Raw genomic sequence first — 20895 nt, forward strand, 5'->3', positions numbered from 1 at the left:
TGTGCCGTTGACCCCACATGCCTGCGCGCATAGGAAGGGCGCATCTTTTGACCCCCTCGCGAGACGCTCGATTTCGACCGGAGATCGCACAAGGGAACGGGCAGGAAGCTGACATGACGACCAAAGAAAACGCCCCGCGATCCTTTCAGGAAATCATTCTGAGGTTACAGAATTACTGGGCAGCGAAGGGCTGCGCAATCCTGCAACCCTATGATATGGAAGTGGGCGCAGGCACGTTCCACCCGGCAACCACCCTGCGTTCGCTTGGCAGCCGTCCATGGGCCGCCGCCTATGTTCAGCCCTCGCGCCGCCCTACCGACGGGCGCTACGGCGAGAACCCGAACCGACTTCAGCACTACTATCAGTACCAGGTGCTGATCAAACCGAGCCCGCCTGATCTTCAGGCACTTTACCTTGGCAGTCTCGAAGCCATCGGCATCGACATGGATCTTCATGACATCCGTTTTGTCGAGGACGACTGGGAATCACCGACCCTCGGTGCGTGGGGACTGGGCTGGGAAGTCTGGTGCGACGGTATGGAAGTCAGCCAGTTCACATACTTTCAGCAGGTAGGCGGTCATGACTGTCACCCGGTTTCGGGCGAGCTGACCTATGGTCTGGAACGACTGGCCATGTACGTGCTTGCCGTCGAGCATGTGATGGACATGCCCTATAACGATCCGCAGACACCGATCACGTTGACCTATGGCGACGTCTTCAAACAGACCGAAGAGGAATACGCCCGCTGGAATTTCGACGTGGCGAATACCGAGGTCCTGCTGGATCACTTCGTCGAGGCCGAAAATGAGTGCAAGGCCATCCTTGCGCAAGATGCCGAGGATCCCAAGACCGGCAAGCGCATCATCATGGCGCATCCGGCGTATGATCAGTGCATCAAGGCAAGCCACATATTCAACCTGCTCGATGCGCGCGGCGTGATTTCCGTCACCGAACGTCAGGCCTACATCGGTCGTGTGCGGGCGCTGGCCAAGCAATGCGCGGATGCCTTCGTGCAGACCCGGGCCGGCGGATATGTCGAATGAATGGAAAGGTCGTTGCCATCGTGCTGATTCTTTCCGGGGCCATTGCGGGCGGCTTTCTCTATTACCTTCAGGTGTACGGCTACTACCATCAGGTGCAGGCGACGGTCGATGAAGACGTCAAGCTGGTCGCCCTTGCGAGCAACGAACCCGAACCCATTCTCTATGAGAACTTTCAGGCCATCGACGCTGAAAGCTCTCCGATTCGGTACCGTGCCTGCTTTGATACCCAGATGAGCATTCCGATGCTGACCGAAACCTACGAGCTGGTCGACAACGTGATCCCGCGCAATGCGCCAAGCTGGTTCGACTGCTTCGGTTCAGCCGAGATCGCCGCCAAGCTCGAGGCTGGTACCGCGCTGGCGTTCATGGGCGAGAAGAACGTGCATTACGGCGTCGACCGTATTGTGGCGATCACCGACGACGGACAAGGATATGTCTGGCACGAACTCAACGATTGTGGCGAAAAATCCTATGATGGCACGGTGATAGGCGAAGAATGCCCGCCGCGTCCTGACGCCGGCTCGCAATAAACTCAGCGTTGAATCGGAACCAATTCCGCATCTGATCGCTTGTTCCTCTGAAACAAGGGGGTACAAACATGTCGGACAATCGCGACGCACCAGACTGGGTCATACCGCTTATGCGGCTCGGCTATTCCGCACGGGGCGTGACATATCTTATCATTGGCGCGCTCGCGTTTCTTGCGGCATGGACCGGTGGACAGGCCGAAGGCACCAGCGACGCCCTGAGTACGTTGAAACAACATCCCCTGGGCCTTGTCGCACTTTGGGTAATTGCCATCGGGATGTTCGCTTACGCCATCTGGCGGTTCATTTGCGCATGGTACGATCTTGAACAGCGCGGAACCGACGCCAAGGCAATCATCGCTCGGATCGGCCAAACGGTCACGGGTCTGATCCACTTGGGCATCGGCGTGTCCGTGGGACGTATGGCCATGGGTTCAAGCAGCAGTGGCGGAAACGGCGAGAGCGGCGCGCAAAGTGTTACATCGTGGCTCATGACTCTTCCTTATGGCACTTACATTGTCATGGCGGTTGGCGTGATCACTATCGGCGCAGGTGTGTACTACGGCTACAAAGGCATTGCCGAAAAGTACAAGAACCACCTGATGCGCACCGAATGGTCCGAAAAGCTTGACCCGCTGGTCAAGGCAGGTCTGGTCGCGCATGGGATAATCATTGTCATGATCGGCGTCTTCCTGATTTATGCGGGCATCAACACCGATCCCGGCCAAGCAGGGGGCATCGGCAAAGCCTTTCAGACAGTCCGAAGCCAACCGTATGGCATGTTCCTTCTGGGGGCGCTGGGTCTCGGTACGATCGCCTTCGCCGTCTACTGCTTTGTCGAAGCTGTCTATCGCGTGGTTCCGCAACTTGCAGGGCCAGACATGCAGACTCTCGCAAGCGAAGCTAAGGGTAAGGCACGCCGGGCCGCGGCAAGCGTCTGACTTTAAGCACAAGAACGATCTGGAAAAGAGGCAGTCCGTCGACGCGAACTGCCTCTTTTCCTTTTGCAGATCATAAGGTGGTATGGACGGGTGCGATTTTCGCCACTGTGATCTGGACCCTTCCGCGGCGCTTCGTTATCCACGCCCTGAACTAAAGGCTGCATGGCGCGGCCATGACGGGCAGGAGCCGATATGCCGGACCTATTGATCGAACTCTTCTCTGAAGAAATCCCCGCGCGGATGCAGGCGCGCGCTGCCGAAGATCTCAAGAAGAAAGTTACCGATGGTCTCGTCGAAGCTGGCCTGACCTACGCGGGCGCGGCAGCCTTTCACACGCCGCGTCGCTTGACACTGACACTCGAAGGATTGCTGGCGGCCTCGCCGCGCTTGAGCGAGGAACGGAAAGGCCCCAAGGTCGATGCGCCGGATAAAGCCATCGAAGGCTTCCTGCGCGGCGCGGGCCTGACGCGCGATCAGCTTGAGGAACGCGATACGCCAAAAGGGCGGGTGTTTTTTGCCGTTATTGAGAAAGAAGGCCGCCCAGCCGAAGAAATCGTGGCCGAAGTGCTCGAAGCCACGATCCGAAACTTTCCCTGGCCGAAGTCAATGCGTTGGGGCAGCGGGTCGCTGCGCTGGGTGCGCCCGCTGCATTCCATTCTCTGCCTGTTGACGGACGAAAACGGCGCCCGTGTTGTTCCCATGGAGATCGACGGCATCAAGGCGGTGGACAGCACCGAAGGGCATCGCTTTATGGCGCCGGGCCGTTTTTCGGTAACCTCGTTCGAGGATTACGAGACAAAGCTGAAGCGCGCCCATGTGGTCTTGTCTGCCGATGAACGGGCAGAGCACATCTGGGCGGATGCGACCAACGCGGCTTTTGCAGCCGGTCTGGAAGTCGTCGAGGACAAGGGACTGCTGGCCGAGGTCGCGGGCCTCGTCGAGTGGCCGGTAGTTCTGATGGGGCAGATCGACGACGAATTCCTCGACCTGCCAGTTGAAGTTCTGCAGACCTCCATGAAAGAGCATCAAAAGTTCTTCTCCGTGTTGAACCCCAAGACCGGTCGGATCGAACGCTTCGTCACGGTTGCCAACCGCGAAACCGCCGATAACGGCGCGACCATTCTTGCCGGGAACCAAAAGGTGCTTTCGGCCCGCCTGTCGGATGCGAAATTCTTCTGGGAAAACGATTTGCGGATCGCAAAGGAGGACATGAGCGTCTGGACCGATGCGCTCAAAACCGTGACATTCCACAACAAGCTGGGCAGCCAGGGCGAACGGATCGAACGTATCGCGGCCTTGGCTCGTGAACTGGCGCCGGTAACCGGTGCGGATGCCGATCAGGCCGAAAAAGCCGCGCGTCTGGCAAAGGCGGACCTGTCTTCAGAAATGGTCTATGAATTCCCTGAACTTCAAGGGCTTATGGGGCGCTATTACATCACGGCAGCGGGCGAAGACAAAGCCGTGGCAGCCGTTGCGCAGGAACATTACTCGCCGCTTGGTCCGTCGGATGATGTGCCAACTGCGCCGCTTTCCGTGGCCGTTGCTCTCGCCGACAAGCTCGACACGCTGACCGGCTTCTGGGCCATCGACGAAAAGCCGACCGGCTCGAAAGACCCGTTTGCCCTGCGCCGCGCCGCGCTGGGCGTGATCCGGCTGGTGCTGGAAAACAGTCTGGATCTGCCCCTGATTGCTGTTCTTATTAAGGCAGGAAAAAGCATGCCATGGGCAGAAGGCACACAGGAAGCCGACGTGGTTGCCGACCTCCTTTCCTTTATCCATGACCGGCTAAAGGTTTACCTGCGAGATCAGGGCATCCGCCATGACGTGATCGACGCCTGTATCGCGATGGACGGGAATGACGACCTGACGCTGCTCGTCAAGCGGGCGCAGGCGCTGAACGCGGTGATCCAAACCGAAGAGGGCGAGAACCTCGTGCAGGGGTTCAAGCGCGCGAACAACATCCTGAGCCAGGCTGAGAAAAACGACGGGGTCGAATACTCCTTTGGCGCGGATCGGAAGTTCGCGAGCGATCCGTCCGAGGTGGCCCTGTTCGACGCACTTGAGCAGGCTGAGGCGGCAATCAAACCAGCCATTGAGAAACAGGATTTTCCGGAAGCGATGGCGGCCATGGCAGCCCTGCGTGCTCCAATCGACGCATTTTTCGAAGCGGTCAAGATCAATGACGACAATGCCATGATCCGCCGCAATCGACTCAATCTGCTGTCACAAATTCGGTCAACCTGCGCCCGGGCGGCGGATCTGACAAAGATCGAAGGCTGATGGCGGAACGTTCCCGGAACGGGATCGGCACATATTAACTAAGCTGTCGCAAATATCCGCGTCACGCCGCCGTTACACTTGCACCAAACGTTAACGTGCCTATTCTGCAAAGCAGTAAAAAGGTGCCGCAGTGCAGAATAATCCGAACACCACGCTTATAACGGCGAAAGCCCCGGTCAATGTGTCGACCCACGGGGGCCGTGCCAAATGTCTGCAACGTCTGATCCGGCTTGAACTGCCGGTTCCGACCACGGTGGCGCTATCTTTCGATGCAGTTCGGCAGATCGCCGAAGGCTACTTGCCAGACGTTTCCGCAATCGTAGAGCAGTTCAACAAGGACACCCTGCTGTGTGTGCGCCCGTCCTCGGAGGATCCTGATTGGGGTGGTCCCGGCGCCGTTCTCAACATCGGCATGAACGAAATACGCTATGCGCAGCTGAGCAACACGCTGGGCCATGATGCGGCGGCGGCCATATATTCAAGATTCGTGCAATCCTACGCGATCAACGTGGCGCGGCTTGATCCGGATGTCTTCGATGAAATTCCGAATGACGGGTCCGACAGCCTTCTCGCGATGTTGCAGGCCTATGAAGAGGAAACCGACGAGCGTTTCCCGCAGGATCCGCGCGAACAGCTTGCCGCCGTTCTGGGCTCTATGGCGCGGGCGTGGGATGGCACATCGGCACGGCTGTTGCGACAGGCCAAAGGCGCGCCCGCTGACGCCGGGCTGGGACTGGTCGTACAGGAGATGATCCCCGGTTTCGGCAAGGGTGAATGTGGCTCGGGCGTGTTCCAGCTGGTGAATACGGTCACCGGCCTGCCGCAGATCACCGGCCGTTACCTGAGCCAGAGTCAGGGTAGGGAGGCGCTGGGGGCTGGAAGCGCAGCGCTTTACCTTGAAAAGGATGAACGGGGTCCCTCGCTGGAAGAACTGGCACCGCGCGCTTTCGAAGAACTCAAGGAAGATGCGGCGCTGATGCGCGTCAAGCTGCGCGAAGAAATGCAGATCGAATTCGTCATCGGCAACGGCAAGGTGCATATCCTCGATGGCGTTCGGGTGCCGCGGTCCTCGCGCGCGACGGTTCGGATCGCGGTCCGGCTGGCGCAGGACGGTATCATAACCCCGCAGGAAGCGCTGATGCGGGTAGAACCGAACAACCTCACCGAACTTTTGCACCGGCAGGTCAACCCGGAATCCAAACGCGACGTATTGGGCAGCGGGATCGCGGCCAGCCCCGGTGCCGCCACAGGACGGATCGTGTTCAACTCAGCCGACGCGCAGGCAAGCGCCTCTCGGCGGGAACCCTGCGTTTTGGTCAGACGGGAGACCTCACCCGAAGACGTGCGCGGCATGCATGCGGCGGCGGCGGTCCTGACCGAAAAGGGCGGGATTACCAGCCACGCGGCGGTCATCGGGCGCGGCCTCGGCCTGCCTTGCATCGTTGGCGCTTCGGCCATGCGGTTCGACACCAAGAACCAGACGATTACCGCCTCGGACGGGCGCGTTCTCAAGGCGGGCGATGTTATCACGATCGACGGCTCGTCGGGCGAAGTGCTGGCCGGCGCGCCGGAGATGCTCGAAGCAGCGTTGGACGATGCCTTTCAGAGCCTGATGGCCTGGGCCGATGCGGAACGCGACATTGGCATCAGGGCGAATGCTGACACGCCTGAAGACGCACAGACCGCACGGAATTTCGATGCGCAGGGGATCGGCCTCTGCCGGACCGAGCATATGTTCTTTGATCCTGCGCGCCTTATCGTCATGCGGGAGATGATCTTTGCCGAAACGAGCGAGGGCCGGGCCGCCGTTCTTGCCCGACTGCTCCCAATGCAACGCGATGATTTCACGCAGCTTTTCAGGATCATGGAGGGCAAGCCGGTCTGTATCCGACTGTTTGATCCGCCGCTGCACGAATTCCTGCCGACCTCTCGCGCTGGCCAGCGCGAGCTTGCCGAGGCGCTGGATATTCCGGTGAGCGATGTGACCCGTCGCGTTGACGAGATGGGGGAATACAACCCGATGCTGGGCCTGCGCGGCGTCCGTCTTGGGGTCACCGTGCCGGAAATCTACGATATGCAGGCGCGTGCGATTTTCGAAGCGACCTTGGAGGCCAGCGACAAGGGCGATCCGGTTGTGCCCGAGATCATGATCCCGCTGGTCTCTGCCCGGCGCGAAGTCGAGCTCGTCAAGGCGCGGCTCGATGCCGTTGCGAGCGCTGTGCGCAGCGAGCGCGGGCGCGATTTCGACTATCGGCTTGGTGTCATGGTCGAGACGCCCCGTGCGGCGCTCCGGGCGAATGAGATTGCGCCTCACAGCGCGTTTCTGAGTTTCGGCACGAACGACCTTACCCAGATGACCTATGGTCTGTCACGCGACGACGCCGGTCGGTTCATGTCCGCTTACATCCAGAAAGGCGTCTTTCCCGAAGATCCGTTCCACGTGCTCGATCAGGATGGCGTCGGCGAATTGCTCAAGCTTGGGGCCGAGCGCGGCAGGATTGGAAACCCGGGAATCACCCTGTCGATTTGCGGTGAACACGGCGGGAATCCCGAATCAATCGCCTTTTGTCGCGAAGCTGGATTCGACTATGTTTCATGTTCACCATTCCGGGTTCCCGTGGCTAGACTCGCGGCGGCGCAACTGGCAATAAACCACAAGATGGGCGACCAGAAATCATCGCTGGCCCAGATGTTGTGGAAGTGGCGCGCACGTAACAGAAAGTAAATAACGCCATTTAGGCGAAAGAATGCTTGCTTTTTGTCAAAAACTGGACCTTATCGCCCGTCTCGGCTAAGTCGTGCCTTGCACTATACGCCGAGGGATCCTTAACGGATCGTTCCCAGGGGGATAGAATGAAGAGTTTTTTTGTCGCGGCCGCCGTGTTTCTGGCCGCATTTCACACGGCTGCTGCCAGGGCCGATACTGACCTCACGGATCTGTTCCAGAAAGAACAGATCGCGTTGAAAAATGTTCCTGGCCGCCATCTCAAATCTCTTCTGACACGCGGCGATGTCCGCGCCAAGCCGCGACCGCAATCGGTGAAATATACCCGTTCATGGATCGACTCGCAGCCAAAGGCGAAGGGCGATGAACAGTGGCGTTGTCTGGCCGAAGCGCTGTATTTCGAAGCACGGGGCGAAACCATCAAGGGGCAGTTTGCCGTCGCCGAGGTTATCCTGAACCGCGTCAAGAGCGCCCGGTTCCCCTCGACCCTGTGCGGTGTCATCAAGCAAGGTACAGGTCGACGCTTCCAGTGCCAGTTCACCTATACCTGCGACGGCCACAAGGATACGATTGCCGAACGCAGCGCCTATGAGCGCGTGGCGAAAGTCGCTCGGGCCGTGCTTGACGGAGCTACAGGTGGCCTGACCGGAGGGGCGACCCATTACCACACCACCGCCGTGAACCCAAGCTGGTCCCGTGTCTACAAACAGACCGCGCGCATCGGGGTGCATATCTTCTACCGGCACAATTACCGCACCGCGAGCAACTGACCTCACGGGTAAAACGCCGTTTTCGGGTGCTGGTACGGCGGAGGTGGGTCTGTTAAATGCCGCCGCGTGGTCTATATCGCCACTGAATGAAGCGACCGAAGGCAGCCCCCAAATGAATTCCGATATCCGCCTTGCCTTCGCACATCCCACCGAGCGCGCCGAGGCAACGGCCGAAGATCGACCGTTAGACCGCATTTCCCTGCGAGACCATCTGGTCGATGTCGAGATCGGGGCGTTTCAGGCCGAACGCGGCCGCACCCAGCGCATCCGGTTCAACGTGGTCGTCGAAGTGCAGCCGCTGACCGGCCCGATCGATGACGATGTCGATCGCATCCTCAGCTATGATCGCGTGACCGAAGCCATCGCAGCGGAACTTTCCGAAGAGCGTCTGAACCTGCTCGAAACACTTGCCGAACGCGTGGCCGAACGCATTCTGCTTGAACCCCAGGCGGTTCGTGTTTTTGTCCGTGTGGAAAAGCTCGACCGGGGTCCGGGGGCTCTTGGTGTTGAAATAGTGCGCGCGCAGGATGGCCATGCACCGGATGCGACGGCGTTCGAACGTCCGCATCCCCGTCTGGTGTACCTCTCCAACGGGGCAATCGCGTCAGAGCATCTGTCGGGCTGGATCGATCAACTGACCGCGACGTCCGGTCCGCTCATCCTTTGTGTGGGCGCGCCCGAGGCAGAGGCACCGCAGACAGGTCACCGGATGACCCAGCGTCGCATTGATCTGCTGTCCATCGAGCAGAACGCCTGGGTTCTGGCCGCGCGTGATCCGCGTTGCGTTGTGGTGTCCACCCGCACCGAACTCGACTGGGCGATGAAGAATGGGCAGATCTCTGTCTGGGCACCGTCGAAAATCGTTCTCGACGCGGTCGATGGCCCCTCTGCCCAACCGGGCGATGCCGTGGCGCTTGCCGCGTGGTTTGCGCGCACTTTCGAGGCCGAGGAAATGCTGGTGATTGGGGGCGAGTTGCCCATCAATCCCGACGTTCCCTTGCGCCAGTGCAGGATTGATCGGGAATTGCTGTGACCGTTCGTTATCGCCCGCTTGTCCAACAGGACAATCTCCGCCCGCCTGAAGCTGTTGCGCTGCATGGCGGGCCTCTCTGGTTCGCCTCGGTCGAGGTTCTTGAACGTGGCGCTCCGGGCCATCTGATACCAGCAGAAAAGGCGCCGCATGACGTGCTCACCCGGCTAAGCACGGCGCATCTGCCGATTGCCGGGCTCGACCTGACGCAGCCGCATGTCATGGGTATCTTGAACGTGACGCCCGACAGTTTCTCGGACGGGGGCAAGCATGTGAACCCGCAGGTCGCCGTCCAATCGGCGCTGGCGATGGTGGCGGCTGGCGCGACGATCATCGACATTGGCGGTGAATCGACACGACCCGGTTCGGAAACCGTGCCTGAGGAAGAAGAGATTGCCCGCACCGCGCCGGTTATCGCTGCCATTCGTGCGCATAGCGATGTGCCGATTTCCATAGATACGCGCAAGCTGGCCGTGGCCCGCGCCGCAGTCGAGGCTGGCGCGACGCTGATCAATGATGTCAGCGGTTTCGAATATGATCCCGAACTTGCGCCGTACTGCGTGGAACACGGTCTGCCGGTCTGCATCATGCATGCGCAGGGCGATCCGGCCACCATGCAGATGGCACCGCGTTACGATGATGTGCTGCTGGACGTGTACGACTTCCTCGAAGCCGCCGTGCACCGGCTTGAAGACGCGGGCATGCCACGTGGTGCAATGCTGGTCGATCCGGGCATCGGATTCGGAAAGTCCAAAGATCACAATCTGACCCTTCTGCGCAACCTGAGCCTTTTTCACGGTCTGGGCTGCGGTGTGCTTTTGGGCGTGTCACGCAAGAAGTTCATCGGTACCATTAGCGAAGAACCGGTGGCGGATCGCCGGGTGGCCGGTTCCATCGCCGTCGGGCTTGCGGGGCTGGCGCAGGGTGTGCAATTCCTGCGGGTTCACGATGTGCCGGAAACGGTGCAGGCGGTCAGGCTCTGGAATGCGGTGAGGTAGACGATATGCGCAAGCTCTTTGGAACCGATGGTGTACGCGGTCGCGCGAATACGCATCCGATGACAGCCGAGATGGCGCTTCGGATCGGGGCGGCGGTCGGGCGCTATTTCCAGCGCGAGTCGGGCGGTGTGCATCGTGTGGTCATTGGCAAGGACACGCGGCTGTCCGGCTACATGTTTGAAAACGCGCTGACCGCCGGGCTGACCTCGACCGGGATGAGCGTGCTGCTGTTGGGGCCGGTGCCCACACCGGCGGTCGGTCTGATGACCCGTTCGATGCGCGCCGATCTGGGTGTCATGATCTCGGCCAGCCACAACCCGGCCGAAGATAACGGAATCAAGTTCTTTGGCCCGGACGGGTTCAAACTCTCCGACGCGGCGGAAACCGAGATCGAGGCGCTTATCGAATCCGGAGTAGAGCCGGAAACTGCCGAGAACATCGGTCGCGCCAAGCGTATCGACGACGCGCGTTTCCGCTATGGAGAGCGGGTCAAGGCGTCGCTGCCCCGCGATCTGCGGCTCGATGGGCTGCGGGTGGTGGTGGATTGCGCGAACGGTGCCGCCCACCGCACCGCGCCCGAAATCCTCTGGGAACTGGGTGCGGATGTGATTCCGATGGGGGTCACGCCGAACGGGTCGAACATCAACCGGGGCTGCGGCTCGACCCAGCCCATGGCGGCGGCTGAAATGGTTGTCGCCCAGGGCGCGGATGTGGGTATCTGTCTCGATGGGGATGCTGATCGGGTCATCATGATCGATGAAAATGGCGTCTTTGCCGATGGTGATCAGTTCATGGCCTTGCTCGCGTCGCGCTGGGCGGCGGACGGGCAACTCAAGGGCGGCGCACTGGTGGCAACCGTCATGTCCAACCTCGGGCTTGAACGTTTCCTGCAAGGGCAGGGGCTGCGGCTTGAGCGGACCGCCGTTGGCGACCGCTACGTGGTGGAACGGATGCGAGAAGGCGGGTTCAACCTTGGCGGTGAACAATCGGGCCATATCGTGATGAGCGACTATGCCACGACGGGCGACGGTCTCATGGCGAGCCTGCATTTCCTCTCGGAAATGGTGCGTTCCGGTCTGCCGGCAAGCGCGCTGGCGCGGCAATTCGATCCGGTGCCGCAGATGCTAAAGAACATCCGTTACGAACAGGGACAGGCCCCACTTGATGCCGAAAGCGTCAAGGCGGCGATCCGCGAGGCGGAGGCACAGTTATCGGGTAAGGGCCGTCTCTTGATCCGCCGTTCCGGGACCGAACCGCTGATCCGCGTCATGGCCGAGTGCGAGGACGAGGCATTGATGACCTCAGCCGTTGATTCCGTGTTGTTGGCGATACAGGGCGTCGTGACAGCCTGAGCCGTCCCTTGGGAACCCGCAGCATCAACAAGGCCGCCTGAACATTTCTCGGGCGGTTTTTTCATGCGCGCCGGACCAATTCACTCAATAAGGTGCTGAAAACACAAAGGCCGCCCGAAGGCGGCCTTGTCACACTAACCGTGGGTAATCCGGTTATATTGGAGCGGGCGAGGCGATTCGAACGCCCGACCCTAACCTTGGCAAGGTTATGCTCTACCCCTGAGCTACGCCCGCTTCCTTGTGTAGCGGGGATGTATAAATAACCGCCGGGGTCTGCAAGAGGAAAAACGACGCTTTTCGATTTTTTTGTCAGGCGGCGACGGAAAGTGCCGAATGCTGCGTTACACCACCCAAAGAACCCAACGGGAGTAACGGGAGATGAAGTACCTTCAGACGATCAAGATCGCGATTCTGGGCGCTGCGATTTTCGTAGCCCTCCTGATTTCGTAATCCCAGCGCCTTGTCTTCGAAACGTGGCAGGCATTAATCGTCCGCTATCGTAAGGGATGTAAGGCAAGCCGAGGCGACGCTGCCCGCCTAGCCAGACAAGTTTGCAATCTTCCGGCATGTGCGCAGGTTTCGACCGGTTGCGGTGCTGCCCAGTGCCCTTTCCATCTTGGCGGCAAGTTTCGACCGTCCAAAGCCATCCGGCGTGTAAAAATACGCGATGTTGGCGATTATCCTCAGTTCTTCTGACTGTACTCTGAAGTTGCCAATGATTTCCGGATCAAGCCAAATTTCGCCGTCGGAAAAGAACAGATGCACCTGCCGGTCGTCCTCAGGCTCAAAAGGGCAGGCGTCCAGCGCCTCTCCAAAGCTGGCCGAGGTCAGGACTATTACCGACAGGTTTAACCCAAACGCGCGCTCCAGAGCGTCGTCATCTGGTTGGCAAGAAAGCGGGGCGAAAACTCCGAGCGAAACAGCAGCTTGCCCGAGGCCAGAACCGTCCGCACGTCGGACCATCCCAGCCTGTCCGCCAAACCGCGCAGATCCGCCATGTTGAGGTTGTTCGCCCCGCCAACGTTTATGCCCCGCAGCAGGGCGACACGGTCCGTCATCTCCACACCTCGGCAGAAAGACGGACCATCGCTTTATTCCAGCTCGATCAGCAGATCCTTGGCATCGATCTGACCGCCGGGCTGCACGTGTACCGCCTTAATCACCGCATCGCGCTCTGCGTGGATGCCGGTTTCCATCTTCATCGCCTCGATGGTTAGCAGCAGATCACCGGACTTGACCTTTTGCCCCGCGGTGGCCGCAACGCTTGCCACGACACCGGGCATCGGCGCACCGATGTGATTGACGTTACCTGCTTCGGCCTTGATGTGTTGGGTCGTCGTTGCCTTGACCATCCGGTTGGGCACCCGAACCACACGCGGCTGGCCGTTGAGTTCAAAGAACAATTTTACGTCGCCGTTTTCATCCGTTTCACCGATAGCCTGCAGCCGAATTTCCAAGGTCTTGCCCGGGTCGATCTCAGCCGCGATCTCTTCGCCCGGCTCCATGCCGTAAAAGAAAGCGTGAGTCGGCAGGCTGCGCACCGGGCCATAGTTGCGGTGACGGCCCATGTAATCGAGGAAGACCTTTGGATACATAAGATAGCCGTTCAGATCCTCGTCGTCGATCTCCTTGCCTTCGAGCTCGGCGCGGACCTTGGCGCGGACCTCTTCCAGATCGACCGGGGGCAGGTGCTTGCCCGGGCGCTCGGTCCCGGGTTTCTCGTCTTTCAATACCTTCTTGACGATATGGTCTGGGAACCCGCCCGGCGGCTGGCCCAGATTGCCGCGCATCATGTCGATCACGCTGTCGGGAAACGCGACGTCCACGGCAGGGTCTTCGACCTGTTCGCGTGTCAGTCCCTGGCTGACCATCATCAGCGCCATGTCGCCGACTACCTTGGACGAGGGCGTGACCTTGACGATATCGCCGAACATCATGTTCACGTCGGCATAGGTGCGGGCGACCTCGTGCCAGCGTTCCTCAAGCCCAAGCGAGCGGGCCTGACCTTTCAGGTTGGTGAACTGACCACCGGGCATCTCGTGAAGGTAAACCTCCGAGGCAGGGGCCTGCAGACCGCTTTCAAAGGCTGTATACTGACCGCGCACGGCTTCCCAATAATCCGAAATCGCGCGAATTGCCTTGATGTCCAGCCCGGTGTCGCGATCCGTGTGGCGCAGCGCTTCGACGACCGAGCCCAGCGTCGCCTGCGACGTGTTCCCGGAAAGTGCGTCCATCGCACAATCGACCGCATCTACACCCGCCTCTGCGGCGGCGAGGATGGTGGCACAGGCCACGCCCGCGGTATCGTGCGTGTGGAAGTGAATCGGTAGCCCGACCTCTTCCTTCAAGGCGCGGATCAGGATGCGGGCAGCCGCCGGTTTCAACAGCCCCGCCATGTCTTTAAGACCCAGCACGTGCGAGCCAGCGTCGCGTAGCTCCTTGGCCATGTTGACATAGTATTTCAGGTCGTACTTGGCGCGGTCCGGATCGTTGATATCGCCTGTATAACAGACCGTGCCTTCACAGATCTTGCCAGTCTCAAGCACCGCATCCATCGCGACACGCATGTTCTCGACCCAGTTCAGTGAATCGAAAACGCGGAAGACGTCGATGCCGGTTTCGGCCGCGCGTTTCACAAAAAACTCGACGACGTTATCCGGGTAATTTGTATAGCCAACCCCGTTCGAGCCACGCAAAAGCATCTGCGTCATCAGGTTCGGCATCGCTTCGCGCAGGTCGCGCAGCCGCTGCCACGGGCATTCCTGCAGGAACCGATAGGCCACGTCGAAAGTCGCGCCGCCCCAGCATTCGACCGAGAAAAGCTGCGGCAGGTTGGCGGCATAGGTCGGGGCCACCTTGATCATGTCGATGGAGCGCATCCGCGTCGCCAGCAGCGACTGGTGCCCGTCGCGCATGGTGGTGTCGGTGATCAAAAGCTGACGCTGAGCCTTCATCCAGTCGGCGACCGCCTGCGGGCCTTTCTGCTCCAAAAGGTTGCGCGTACCCATCATCGGCTCGCCATTCGGTTTGGGCGGTTTCGCGGGTTTCAGATCGGGATGGGGTTCGGGGCGTCCCTTCGTTTCGGGATGTCCGTTCACCGTAATGTCGGCGATGTAATTCAGAACCTTGGTGCCCCGGTCGCGCCGCTTGGAGAACTGGAACAGCTCGGGCGTCTCGTCGATAAACGTGGTCGTGTATTCGTTTGACAGGAAGGTCGGGTGCTTCAGCAAGTTTTCGACGAAAGCGATATTGGTGCTAACGCCCCGGATGCGAAATTCGCGCAGCGCCCGGTCCATCCGCTTGATCGCCATTTCCGGGGTGGGGGCCTTGGCGGTGATCTTGGTCAGAAGGGAATCGTAATACCGCGTGATGACGCCACCCGCATAGGCGGTCCCGCCATCAAGACGGATCCCCATGCCTGTGGCGGAACGATAGGCGGTGAGACGACCGTAGTCGGGGATGAAGTTGTTCTGCGGATCTTCGGTCGTCACCCGGCATTGCAGCGCATGGCCGGTCAGTTTCACATCATCCTGCGTTTCCTTGCCGGTCGCCTCGGCGATGGTCTTGCCCTCGGCAATCAGGATCTGCGCGCGCACGATATCGATTCCGGTGACCTCCTCGGTCACCGTGTGTTCGACCTGAACCCTCGGATTGACCTCGATAAAAAAGAACTGGCCCGAGGCCATATCCATCAGGAACTCGACCGTACCGGCGCATTCGTAGTTCACGTGCTTGCAAATCTTGTAGCCAAGCTCGCAAATCTCGGCGCGCTGTTCGTCCGACAGGTAAGGGGCAGGGGCGCGTTCGACGACCTTCTGGTTACGCCGCTGTACTGAACAGTCCCGCTCAAAGAGGTGATACATCCCGCCATGCTTGTCGCCAAGGATCTGCACCTCGACGTGGCGGGCGCGGGTGATCATCTTTTCAAGATAACCTTCGCCATTGCCAAAGGCGGCCTCGGCCTCGCGCCGTCCTTCCTTGACCTTTTCGGCGAGCTCTTTCTCTGACTTGATCGGACGCATCCCGCGTCCGCCACCGCCCCATGAGGCCTTGAGCATGAGCGGATAGCCGACTTCGGCTGCCTGCTTGCGAATTTCTTCCATGTCATCGCCCAGCACTTCGGTCGCAGGAACAACCGGCACACCAGCCTCAATGGCGACCTGACGGGCGCTGGCCTTGTCGCCAAGCTTGCGCATGGTTTCCGCGCGAGGACCGATAAAGGTGATTCCCGCGTGGTCGCAGGCATCCACGAAATCCGGGTTCTCGCTTAGCAGACCATAGCCGGGATGAATCGCATCCGCGCCGCTTGCCTTGGCCACACGGATAATATCGTCGATCGAGAGGTAAGCAGCGACAGGTCCAAGCCCTTCACCGACACGATAGGCTTCGTCGGCCTTGAAACGGTGCAGGCCAAGCTTGTCCTCTTCGGCATAGATGGCGACCGTTTTCTTGCCCATCTCATTCGCGGCCCGCATGATGCGGATGGCGATCTCTCCCCGGTTGGCGATGAGAATCTTTGAAAATTCAGGCATTTAGGGTCTCCCTTCCCAGGTACTTAGCGACCTTGCCGACTGGCTATCACTTAGTTAACAAACGATATGCTGCAACGCGGCGCAAGCAATATCAATACGCTCTCCCTGCAGGATCGATATGGTCCAGCGAAATCGGCTTGGGTAGGCCCGAGAAGCTTTCGATACCCAGCTGTCCCATGTTCGCGATCAGGTCGAGCCTAAGCATATCTATCAGATGGGCCGGTCCCTGCGAACCAAGCGCGCCAAGCGCGTAATGAAAAGCACGCGCCAGCATGACAAAATCTGCCCCCAGCGCGAGCGCACGCAGAATATCCAGTCCGCCTTCGACCCCGCCATCGAAAATCAGCGGCAGTTCGGTGGCGGCGCGAATCGCAGGCAGCGCCTCGATCGAGGCCATCGCGCCATCGAACTGGCGTCCGGCGTGGTTTGACACCCAGATCGCATCGACACCAAGGTCTTCCAGCGCGCGGGCGTCGGCAACCCGCATCACACCCTTGACCACAAAGGGCCCATCCCAGTGATCGCGCAACCAGCGGGCGTATTCCCAGTCCGGCGAGGTCCGCAAAAGGTAGCCGACATGGGCGGTCGATGGCAGGTTCGCGTGCTCTTCGCCGATATATTTGTCGAGCCCCCGCATATGCGGCATGCCGCGACGGGCCATGCCCCGCGCCCATGACGGGCAGCGCATGACCTGCGCCATAAGCCGTGGCGTGAGGCGGGGCGGCTGTGTCAGTCCAGATCGTGTCTGTCGTTCGCGCCGCGATGACACGGGCACATCGGCGGTCAGCACCAGTGTCGTGAACCCGCTGTCGCGCGCACGCTGCAACATGTCCGTGCGGATACTCTCGTCCTTTGGCGGATACATCTGGAACCACCCATGCTTGCCCAGCACGGGTGCCACGTCCTCTGGGCTCTGGCTGGCGACCGTGCTTAGCGTATAGGGCAACCCGGCTTCTGCCGCCGCCTGCGCCAGCAGCTGTTCCGCGCCAGGCCAGATCAGGCCCGACATACCCACCGGTGAAATGCCAAAGGGCAGGGGGAATTCATGACCCAGAAATGTCTGCCGCAGGTCCGGCGTCTGCTCGCCATGCAGGATCGATGGCTCGAAACCGATCCTGTCCAGGGCCAGCCGGTTGCGCTGCTTGGTCGCTTCCTGCCCGGTTCCGCTGTCGAGGTATTCCCAGACGAATTTCGGGATGCGCCGCCGCGCTCTCTTTTTCAGATCGTAAAGTCCGGGGTATTTGCCGTGTAGGTCCATGATCGCATTTGCGTGCAGGCCGAAAGGATTGTCCAGTCAATCCCTGCCCGCTTGGAAGGCCGTGTCAAATCTGCCCTTGAATTTATGAAGAACGAAATGCGAACGTATCTTTAAACCCCGGCCATGCTGCGATAGGTTGAAATGTATGAGCACTTTCGACGATACGGACGCCTTTGAGGCCGCCTCTCTCTCCGCCCGCGCCATGGCTGCGCGGCCGACACCCTATCTCGACGGGCTGAACCCGGCGCAGCGCGAGGCGGTGCAAACCCTTGACGGGCCAGTGCTGATGCTGGCCGGCGCGGGCACCGGCAAGACCCGTGCACTCACCGCCCGGATCGTGCATCTGTTGAATACCGGCACAGCGCGTCCGAACGAAATTCTCGCGGTGACCTTTACCAACAAGGCCGCGCGCGAAATGAAAAACCGGGTCGGTCAGATGCTCGGCCAATCGATCGAAGGCATGCCGTGGCTTGGCACCTTCCACGCGATCTGCGTCAAGCTGTTGCGCCGCCATGCCGAACTGGTCGGTCTCAAGTCCAACTTCACCATCCTCGATACCGACGATCAGATCCGCCTGCTGAAACAACTGATTTCCGCCGCGAATATCGATGACAAGCGTTGGCCCGCCCGCATGCTGGCCTCTTTCATCGACGACTGGAAGAACCGCGCGCTGACGCCGGACAAGGTGCCGGCTTCGGACGCGGGCCATTATAATCACCGCGGCACCGAGCTCTACGACCAATACCAGACCCGCCTGAAAGAGCTGAACGCTGTCGATTTTGGCGATCTTCTTCTGCACATGGTGACGATTTTCCAGACGCATGAGGATGTTCTTCAGCAGTACCAGCGCTGGTTCAAATACATTCTGGTCGATGAATATCAGGATACCAACGTCGCCCAGTACCTCTGGCTGCGGCTGCTTGCTCAGGGCCACAAAAATATCTGCTGCGTCGGCGACGACGACCAGTCGATCTATGGCTGGCGAGGCGCCGAAGTGGGCAATATCCTTCGGTTTGAAAAGGATTTTCCCGGTGCCCATGTGGTCCGTCTGGAACAGAACTACCGGTCGACCCCGCATATCCTCGCGGCCGCTTCCGGTGTTATCCGGGGCAATCAGGGCCGGCTTGGCAAGGAACTTTGGACCGAGGAGCAGGACGGCGAAAAGATCCGTCTGATCGGTCATTGGGATGGCGAGGAAGAAGCCCGCTGGGTCGGTGAGGAAATCGAGGCGATGCAGGGCGGCACCCGCGGCATGCGCGGCTTCGATCTCGACGACATGGCGATTCTCGTGCGCGCCTCCCACCAGATGCGTGCCTTCGAGGACCGTTTTCTGACGATCGGTTTGCCCTATCGCGTCATCGGCGGTCCGCGATTTTACGAACGGCTCGAAATCCGCGATGCGATGGCCTACTTCCGCATCGCGACCTCGCCCGATGACGATCTGGCGTTCGAGCGGATCGTGAACACGCCCAAGCGCGGTCTCGGTAACAAGGCGCAGCAGATCATCCAGACCACCGCGCGAGACAATGGCGTGTCGCTGATAGACGGGGCAAGGATCGCCCTGCAGGAAGGCGCGATCAAGGGCAAGGGTGGGGGCGAATTGCGTCATCTTGTCGACGGGATCGCGCGCTGGCACGAGATGACACGCGGCCCGCGTATTGTGATCTCAGACAGTGACGACAGCGTGATCGAAGACCTCGATAGCCCCTCCGAGTTTGGTTCGCCCGAGACACCGCATACGGAACTGGCCGAGATCATTCTCGACGAATCCGGCTATACGGCGATGTGGCAGAACGACAAGACGCCCGAGGCGCCGGGGCGGCTGGAAAACCTGAAAGAGTTGATCAAGGCACTGGAATCTTTTGAAAACCTTCAGGGCTTTCTCGAACACGTCAGCCTGATCATGGACAACGAGCAGGCGGATTCCGATGCCAAGGTCAGCATCATGACCCTTCATGCCGCCAAGGGACTCGAATTCCCGGCGGTGTTCCTGCCCGGGTGGGAGGATGGCCTCTTCCCCTCGCAGCGCAGCATGGATGAATCCGGCCTCAAAGGGCTCGAGGAAGAACGCAGGCTGGCTTATGTCGGGATAACTAGGGCCGAAGAGATTTGTACGATCTCATTTGCAGCCAACAGGCGCGTCTTCGGCCAGTGGCAATCGTCCATGCCGTCGCGTTTCATCGATGAACTGCCCGAGGAGCATGTTGATGTTCTCACCCCGCCGGGTCTCTACGGGGGCGGTAGCATGGCGGGCATGTCAGGCGGCGGGATCGAAGAACGGGTCGCAAAGGCGAATGTCTACAACTCTCCCGGTTGGAAACGGCTTCAGGAGAACTCGAACCGGCGCGGTTTGTCACAGCCGAAAGAGACCCGGAACACGGTAATAGATGTAACCGCGACCAGCAGTTTCACCGTTGGTGAGCGCGTTTTCCATCAAAAGTTCGGCTACGGCGCAATTCTGAATATCGAGGGCGATAAGCTGGAAATCGATTTTGAGAAAGCCGGTATCAAGAAAATCGTCGCCCAGTTCGTAAGTTCGATCGAGGATATGCCCTTTTGACCAGGGCTTATCCCGTCAACGGTCAATTCCAGTCACGCACGCATGGCCATTTTCTGTAGAGACATACCGCTTGCTTGCTTTGAACCCGTCTTGAAAAAGTCCACTTCGTTCAAAAGCGTCAGGGTTGCGTCTTTCATCTTTGCGATGACCTGCGTGTTATCTTCGAACATGGATGCGTTGTCCTGAGTGGACCGGTCGAGTTCGTCGGTGGAGGATGCGATATGCTTGATGCCAGCGGCCTGATCATCCGCGCTCTCCGCAACTGAATCGATATTTTGAGCGACGGTCAGGATAGAATTGGTGATCACTTTCAGTGCCTCGCCGCTCAGGTTGACGAGCCGCACGCCCTCGTCGACTTTTTCCCCGGTGTCCGAAATCACGCTGGAGATTTCGCTCGCCGCTTCCAGTGAGCGTGCGGCCAATGCCCTGACTTCGGATGCAACCACAGCAAAACCACGACCCGACTCGCCGGCACGGGCCGCCTCGATTCCCGCGTTGAGCGCGAGAAGATTGGTCTGAAAGGCTATTCCATTTATCAGGTCGATGATTTTTGAAATGGAATCCGAGCTTTCCTTGATCTCCTGCATGGCAGCGACAGCCTGATCGACCGTCGCGATGCCGCTTTGCGATTCCTGAACCACGCTGGCGGCGCTGCTCCTCGCTTTCCGCGCATTCTCCAATGCGCCGGAGACCGACTTCTCGATCTGAGAAAGGGCGGCGCTGGTTTCTTCCAGCGCGGCAGAGTTTCGGACAGTACGCTGCGAGAGGCTTTCCGAAGACTTGGAAAGATCGCCCGCGTAACTGGACCTGTCGCGGTTTGATGCCGCTCCTTTGATAGCATTTACTGCAACAAAGGAGACTGACTATGGGACTGAAACG

At 59.8% G+C, this 20895-nt stretch carries 15 protein-coding genes and 1 tRNA gene; 10 read left to right on the forward strand and 6 right to left on the reverse strand.

Going from position 1 to position 20895, the window contains the following annotated elements:
* Positions 1–113 precede the first annotated feature (113 nt).
* From MF268_RS07080 to glmM, 9 genes are all read left to right on the forward strand, one after another.
* On the forward strand, positions 114–1043 hold the full coding sequence (locus MF268_RS07080) for a glycine--tRNA ligase subunit alpha (RefSeq protein WP_238370175.1): 930 nt from the start codon (positions 114–116) through the stop codon (positions 1041–1043).
* Positions 1040–1573, forward strand: a complete 534-nt coding sequence (locus MF268_RS07085) for a DUF6446 family protein (protein ID WP_238370176.1) — start codon at positions 1040–1042, stop codon at positions 1571–1573. The genes MF268_RS07080 and MF268_RS07085 overlap by 4 nt, the downstream gene beginning before the upstream one ends.
* Before the next feature lie 68 nt (positions 1574–1641).
* On the forward strand, positions 1642–2511 hold the full coding sequence (locus tag MF268_RS07090) for a DUF1206 domain-containing protein (protein ID WP_238370177.1): 870 nt from the start codon (positions 1642–1644) through the stop codon (positions 2509–2511).
* Positions 2512–2703: 192 nt separating this feature from the next.
* A complete protein-coding gene (gene glyS, locus MF268_RS07095; RefSeq protein ID WP_238370178.1) occupies positions 2704–4791 on the forward strand; it encodes a glycine--tRNA ligase subunit beta in 2088 nt (695 codons plus the stop codon).
* Between the two features lie 130 nt (positions 4792–4921).
* The gene (locus MF268_RS07100) at positions 4922–7516 is read left to right on the forward strand and encodes a putative PEP-binding protein (protein WP_238370179.1); all 2595 of its coding nucleotides are present in this window, start codon (positions 4922–4924) and stop codon (positions 7514–7516) included.
* A 128-nt stretch (positions 7517–7644) separates the two neighbouring features.
* Positions 7645–8286, forward strand: coding sequence for a cell wall hydrolase (locus MF268_RS07105; protein ID WP_238370180.1), 642 nt, complete (start codon positions 7645–7647; stop codon positions 8284–8286).
* A 112-nt stretch (positions 8287–8398) separates the two neighbouring features.
* Entirely contained in the window at positions 8399–9319 is a 921-nt protein-coding gene (locus MF268_RS07110; RefSeq protein WP_238370181.1) for a dihydroneopterin aldolase, read from the forward strand.
* Positions 9316–10314, forward strand: a complete 999-nt coding sequence (folP, locus tag MF268_RS07115) for a dihydropteroate synthase (RefSeq protein ID WP_238370182.1) — start codon at positions 9316–9318, stop codon at positions 10312–10314. The genes MF268_RS07110 and folP overlap by 4 nt, the downstream gene beginning before the upstream one ends.
* 5 nt (positions 10315–10319) lie before the next feature.
* Positions 10320–11666 (forward strand): phosphoglucosamine mutase, encoded by a 1347-nt coding sequence (gene glmM, locus MF268_RS07120; protein WP_238370183.1) that lies wholly within the window; start codon positions 10320–10322, stop codon positions 11664–11666.
* A 159-nt stretch (positions 11667–11825) separates the two neighbouring features.
* Here the strand turns inward: glmM and MF268_RS07125 are convergent.
* The 5 genes from MF268_RS07125 to MF268_RS07145 form a co-directional block, all read right to left on the reverse strand.
* Positions 11826–11900, reverse strand: a tRNA-Gly gene (locus MF268_RS07125).
* A gap of 303 nt (positions 11901–12203) precedes the next feature.
* The gene (locus tag MF268_RS07130; protein ID WP_238370184.1) at positions 12204–12431 is read right to left on the reverse strand and encodes a hypothetical protein; all 228 of its coding nucleotides are present in this window, start codon (positions 12429–12431) and stop codon (positions 12204–12206) included.
* Positions 12432–12514: 83 nt separating this feature from the next.
* A complete protein-coding gene (locus tag MF268_RS07135) occupies positions 12515–12724 on the reverse strand; it encodes a DUF1697 domain-containing protein (RefSeq protein ID WP_238370185.1) in 210 nt (69 codons plus the stop codon).
* Positions 12725–12757: 33 nt separating this feature from the next.
* Positions 12758–16198, reverse strand: coding sequence for a pyruvate carboxylase (locus MF268_RS07140; protein WP_238370186.1), 3441 nt, complete (start codon positions 16196–16198; stop codon positions 12758–12760).
* A gap of 91 nt (positions 16199–16289) precedes the next feature.
* Positions 16290–17456 (reverse strand): alpha-hydroxy acid oxidase, encoded by a 1167-nt coding sequence (locus tag MF268_RS07145; RefSeq protein WP_238370187.1) that lies wholly within the window; start codon positions 17454–17456, stop codon positions 16290–16292.
* Between the two features lie 145 nt (positions 17457–17601).
* Between MF268_RS07145 and MF268_RS07150 the strand changes: the two genes are divergently transcribed.
* A complete protein-coding gene (locus MF268_RS07150; protein WP_238370188.1) occupies positions 17602–20016 on the forward strand; it encodes an ATP-dependent helicase in 2415 nt (804 codons plus the stop codon).
* A gap of 32 nt (positions 20017–20048) precedes the next feature.
* On the opposite strand, the gene MF268_RS07155 is transcribed toward MF268_RS07150, so the two are convergent.
* On the reverse strand, positions 20049–20657 hold the full coding sequence (locus tag MF268_RS07155) for a methyl-accepting chemotaxis protein (protein ID WP_337926788.1): 609 nt from the start codon (positions 20655–20657) through the stop codon (positions 20049–20051).
* Positions 20658–20895 lie beyond the last annotated feature (238 nt).

Origin of the sequence: Heliomarina baculiformis, from assembly GCF_019966545.1 — a bacterium.
Classification (GTDB): domain Bacteria; phylum Pseudomonadota; class Alphaproteobacteria; order Rhodobacterales; family Rhodobacteraceae; genus Heliomarina; species Heliomarina baculiformis.

What these genes read in the sequence shown, in the direction of transcription:
- MF268_RS07150 (WP_238370188.1), top strand. Translation starts at nt 17,602, where the DNA reads ATGAGCACTTTCGACGATACGGACGCCTTTGAGGCCGCCTCTCTCTCC.
- MF268_RS07145 (WP_238370187.1), bottom strand. Translation starts at nt 17,456, where the DNA reads ATGGACCTACACGGCAAATACCCCGGACTTTACGATCTGAAAAAGAGA.
- glmM (WP_238370183.1), top strand. Translation starts at nt 10,320, where the DNA reads ATGCGCAAGCTCTTTGGAACCGATGGTGTACGCGGTCGCGCGAATACG.
- MF268_RS07080 (WP_238370175.1), top strand. Translation starts at nt 114, where the DNA reads ATGACGACCAAAGAAAACGCCCCGCGATCCTTTCAGGAAATCATTCTG.
- MF268_RS07085 (WP_238370176.1), top strand. Translation starts at nt 1,040, where the DNA reads ATGAATGGAAAGGTCGTTGCCATCGTGCTGATTCTTTCCGGGGCCATT.
- MF268_RS07090 (WP_238370177.1), top strand. Translation starts at nt 1,642, where the DNA reads ATGTCGGACAATCGCGACGCACCAGACTGGGTCATACCGCTTATGCGG.
- MF268_RS07140 (WP_238370186.1), bottom strand. Translation starts at nt 16,198, where the DNA reads ATGCCTGAATTTTCAAAGATTCTCATCGCCAACCGGGGAGAGATCGCC.
- glyS (WP_238370178.1), top strand. Translation starts at nt 2,704, where the DNA reads ATGCCGGACCTATTGATCGAACTCTTCTCTGAAGAAATCCCCGCGCGG.
- MF268_RS07135 (WP_238370185.1), bottom strand. Translation starts at nt 12,724, where the DNA reads ATGACGGACCGTGTCGCCCTGCTGCGGGGCATAAACGTTGGCGGGGCG.
- MF268_RS07110 (WP_238370181.1), top strand. Translation starts at nt 8,399, where the DNA reads ATGAATTCCGATATCCGCCTTGCCTTCGCACATCCCACCGAGCGCGCC.
- MF268_RS07105 (WP_238370180.1), top strand. Translation starts at nt 7,645, where the DNA reads ATGAAGAGTTTTTTTGTCGCGGCCGCCGTGTTTCTGGCCGCATTTCAC.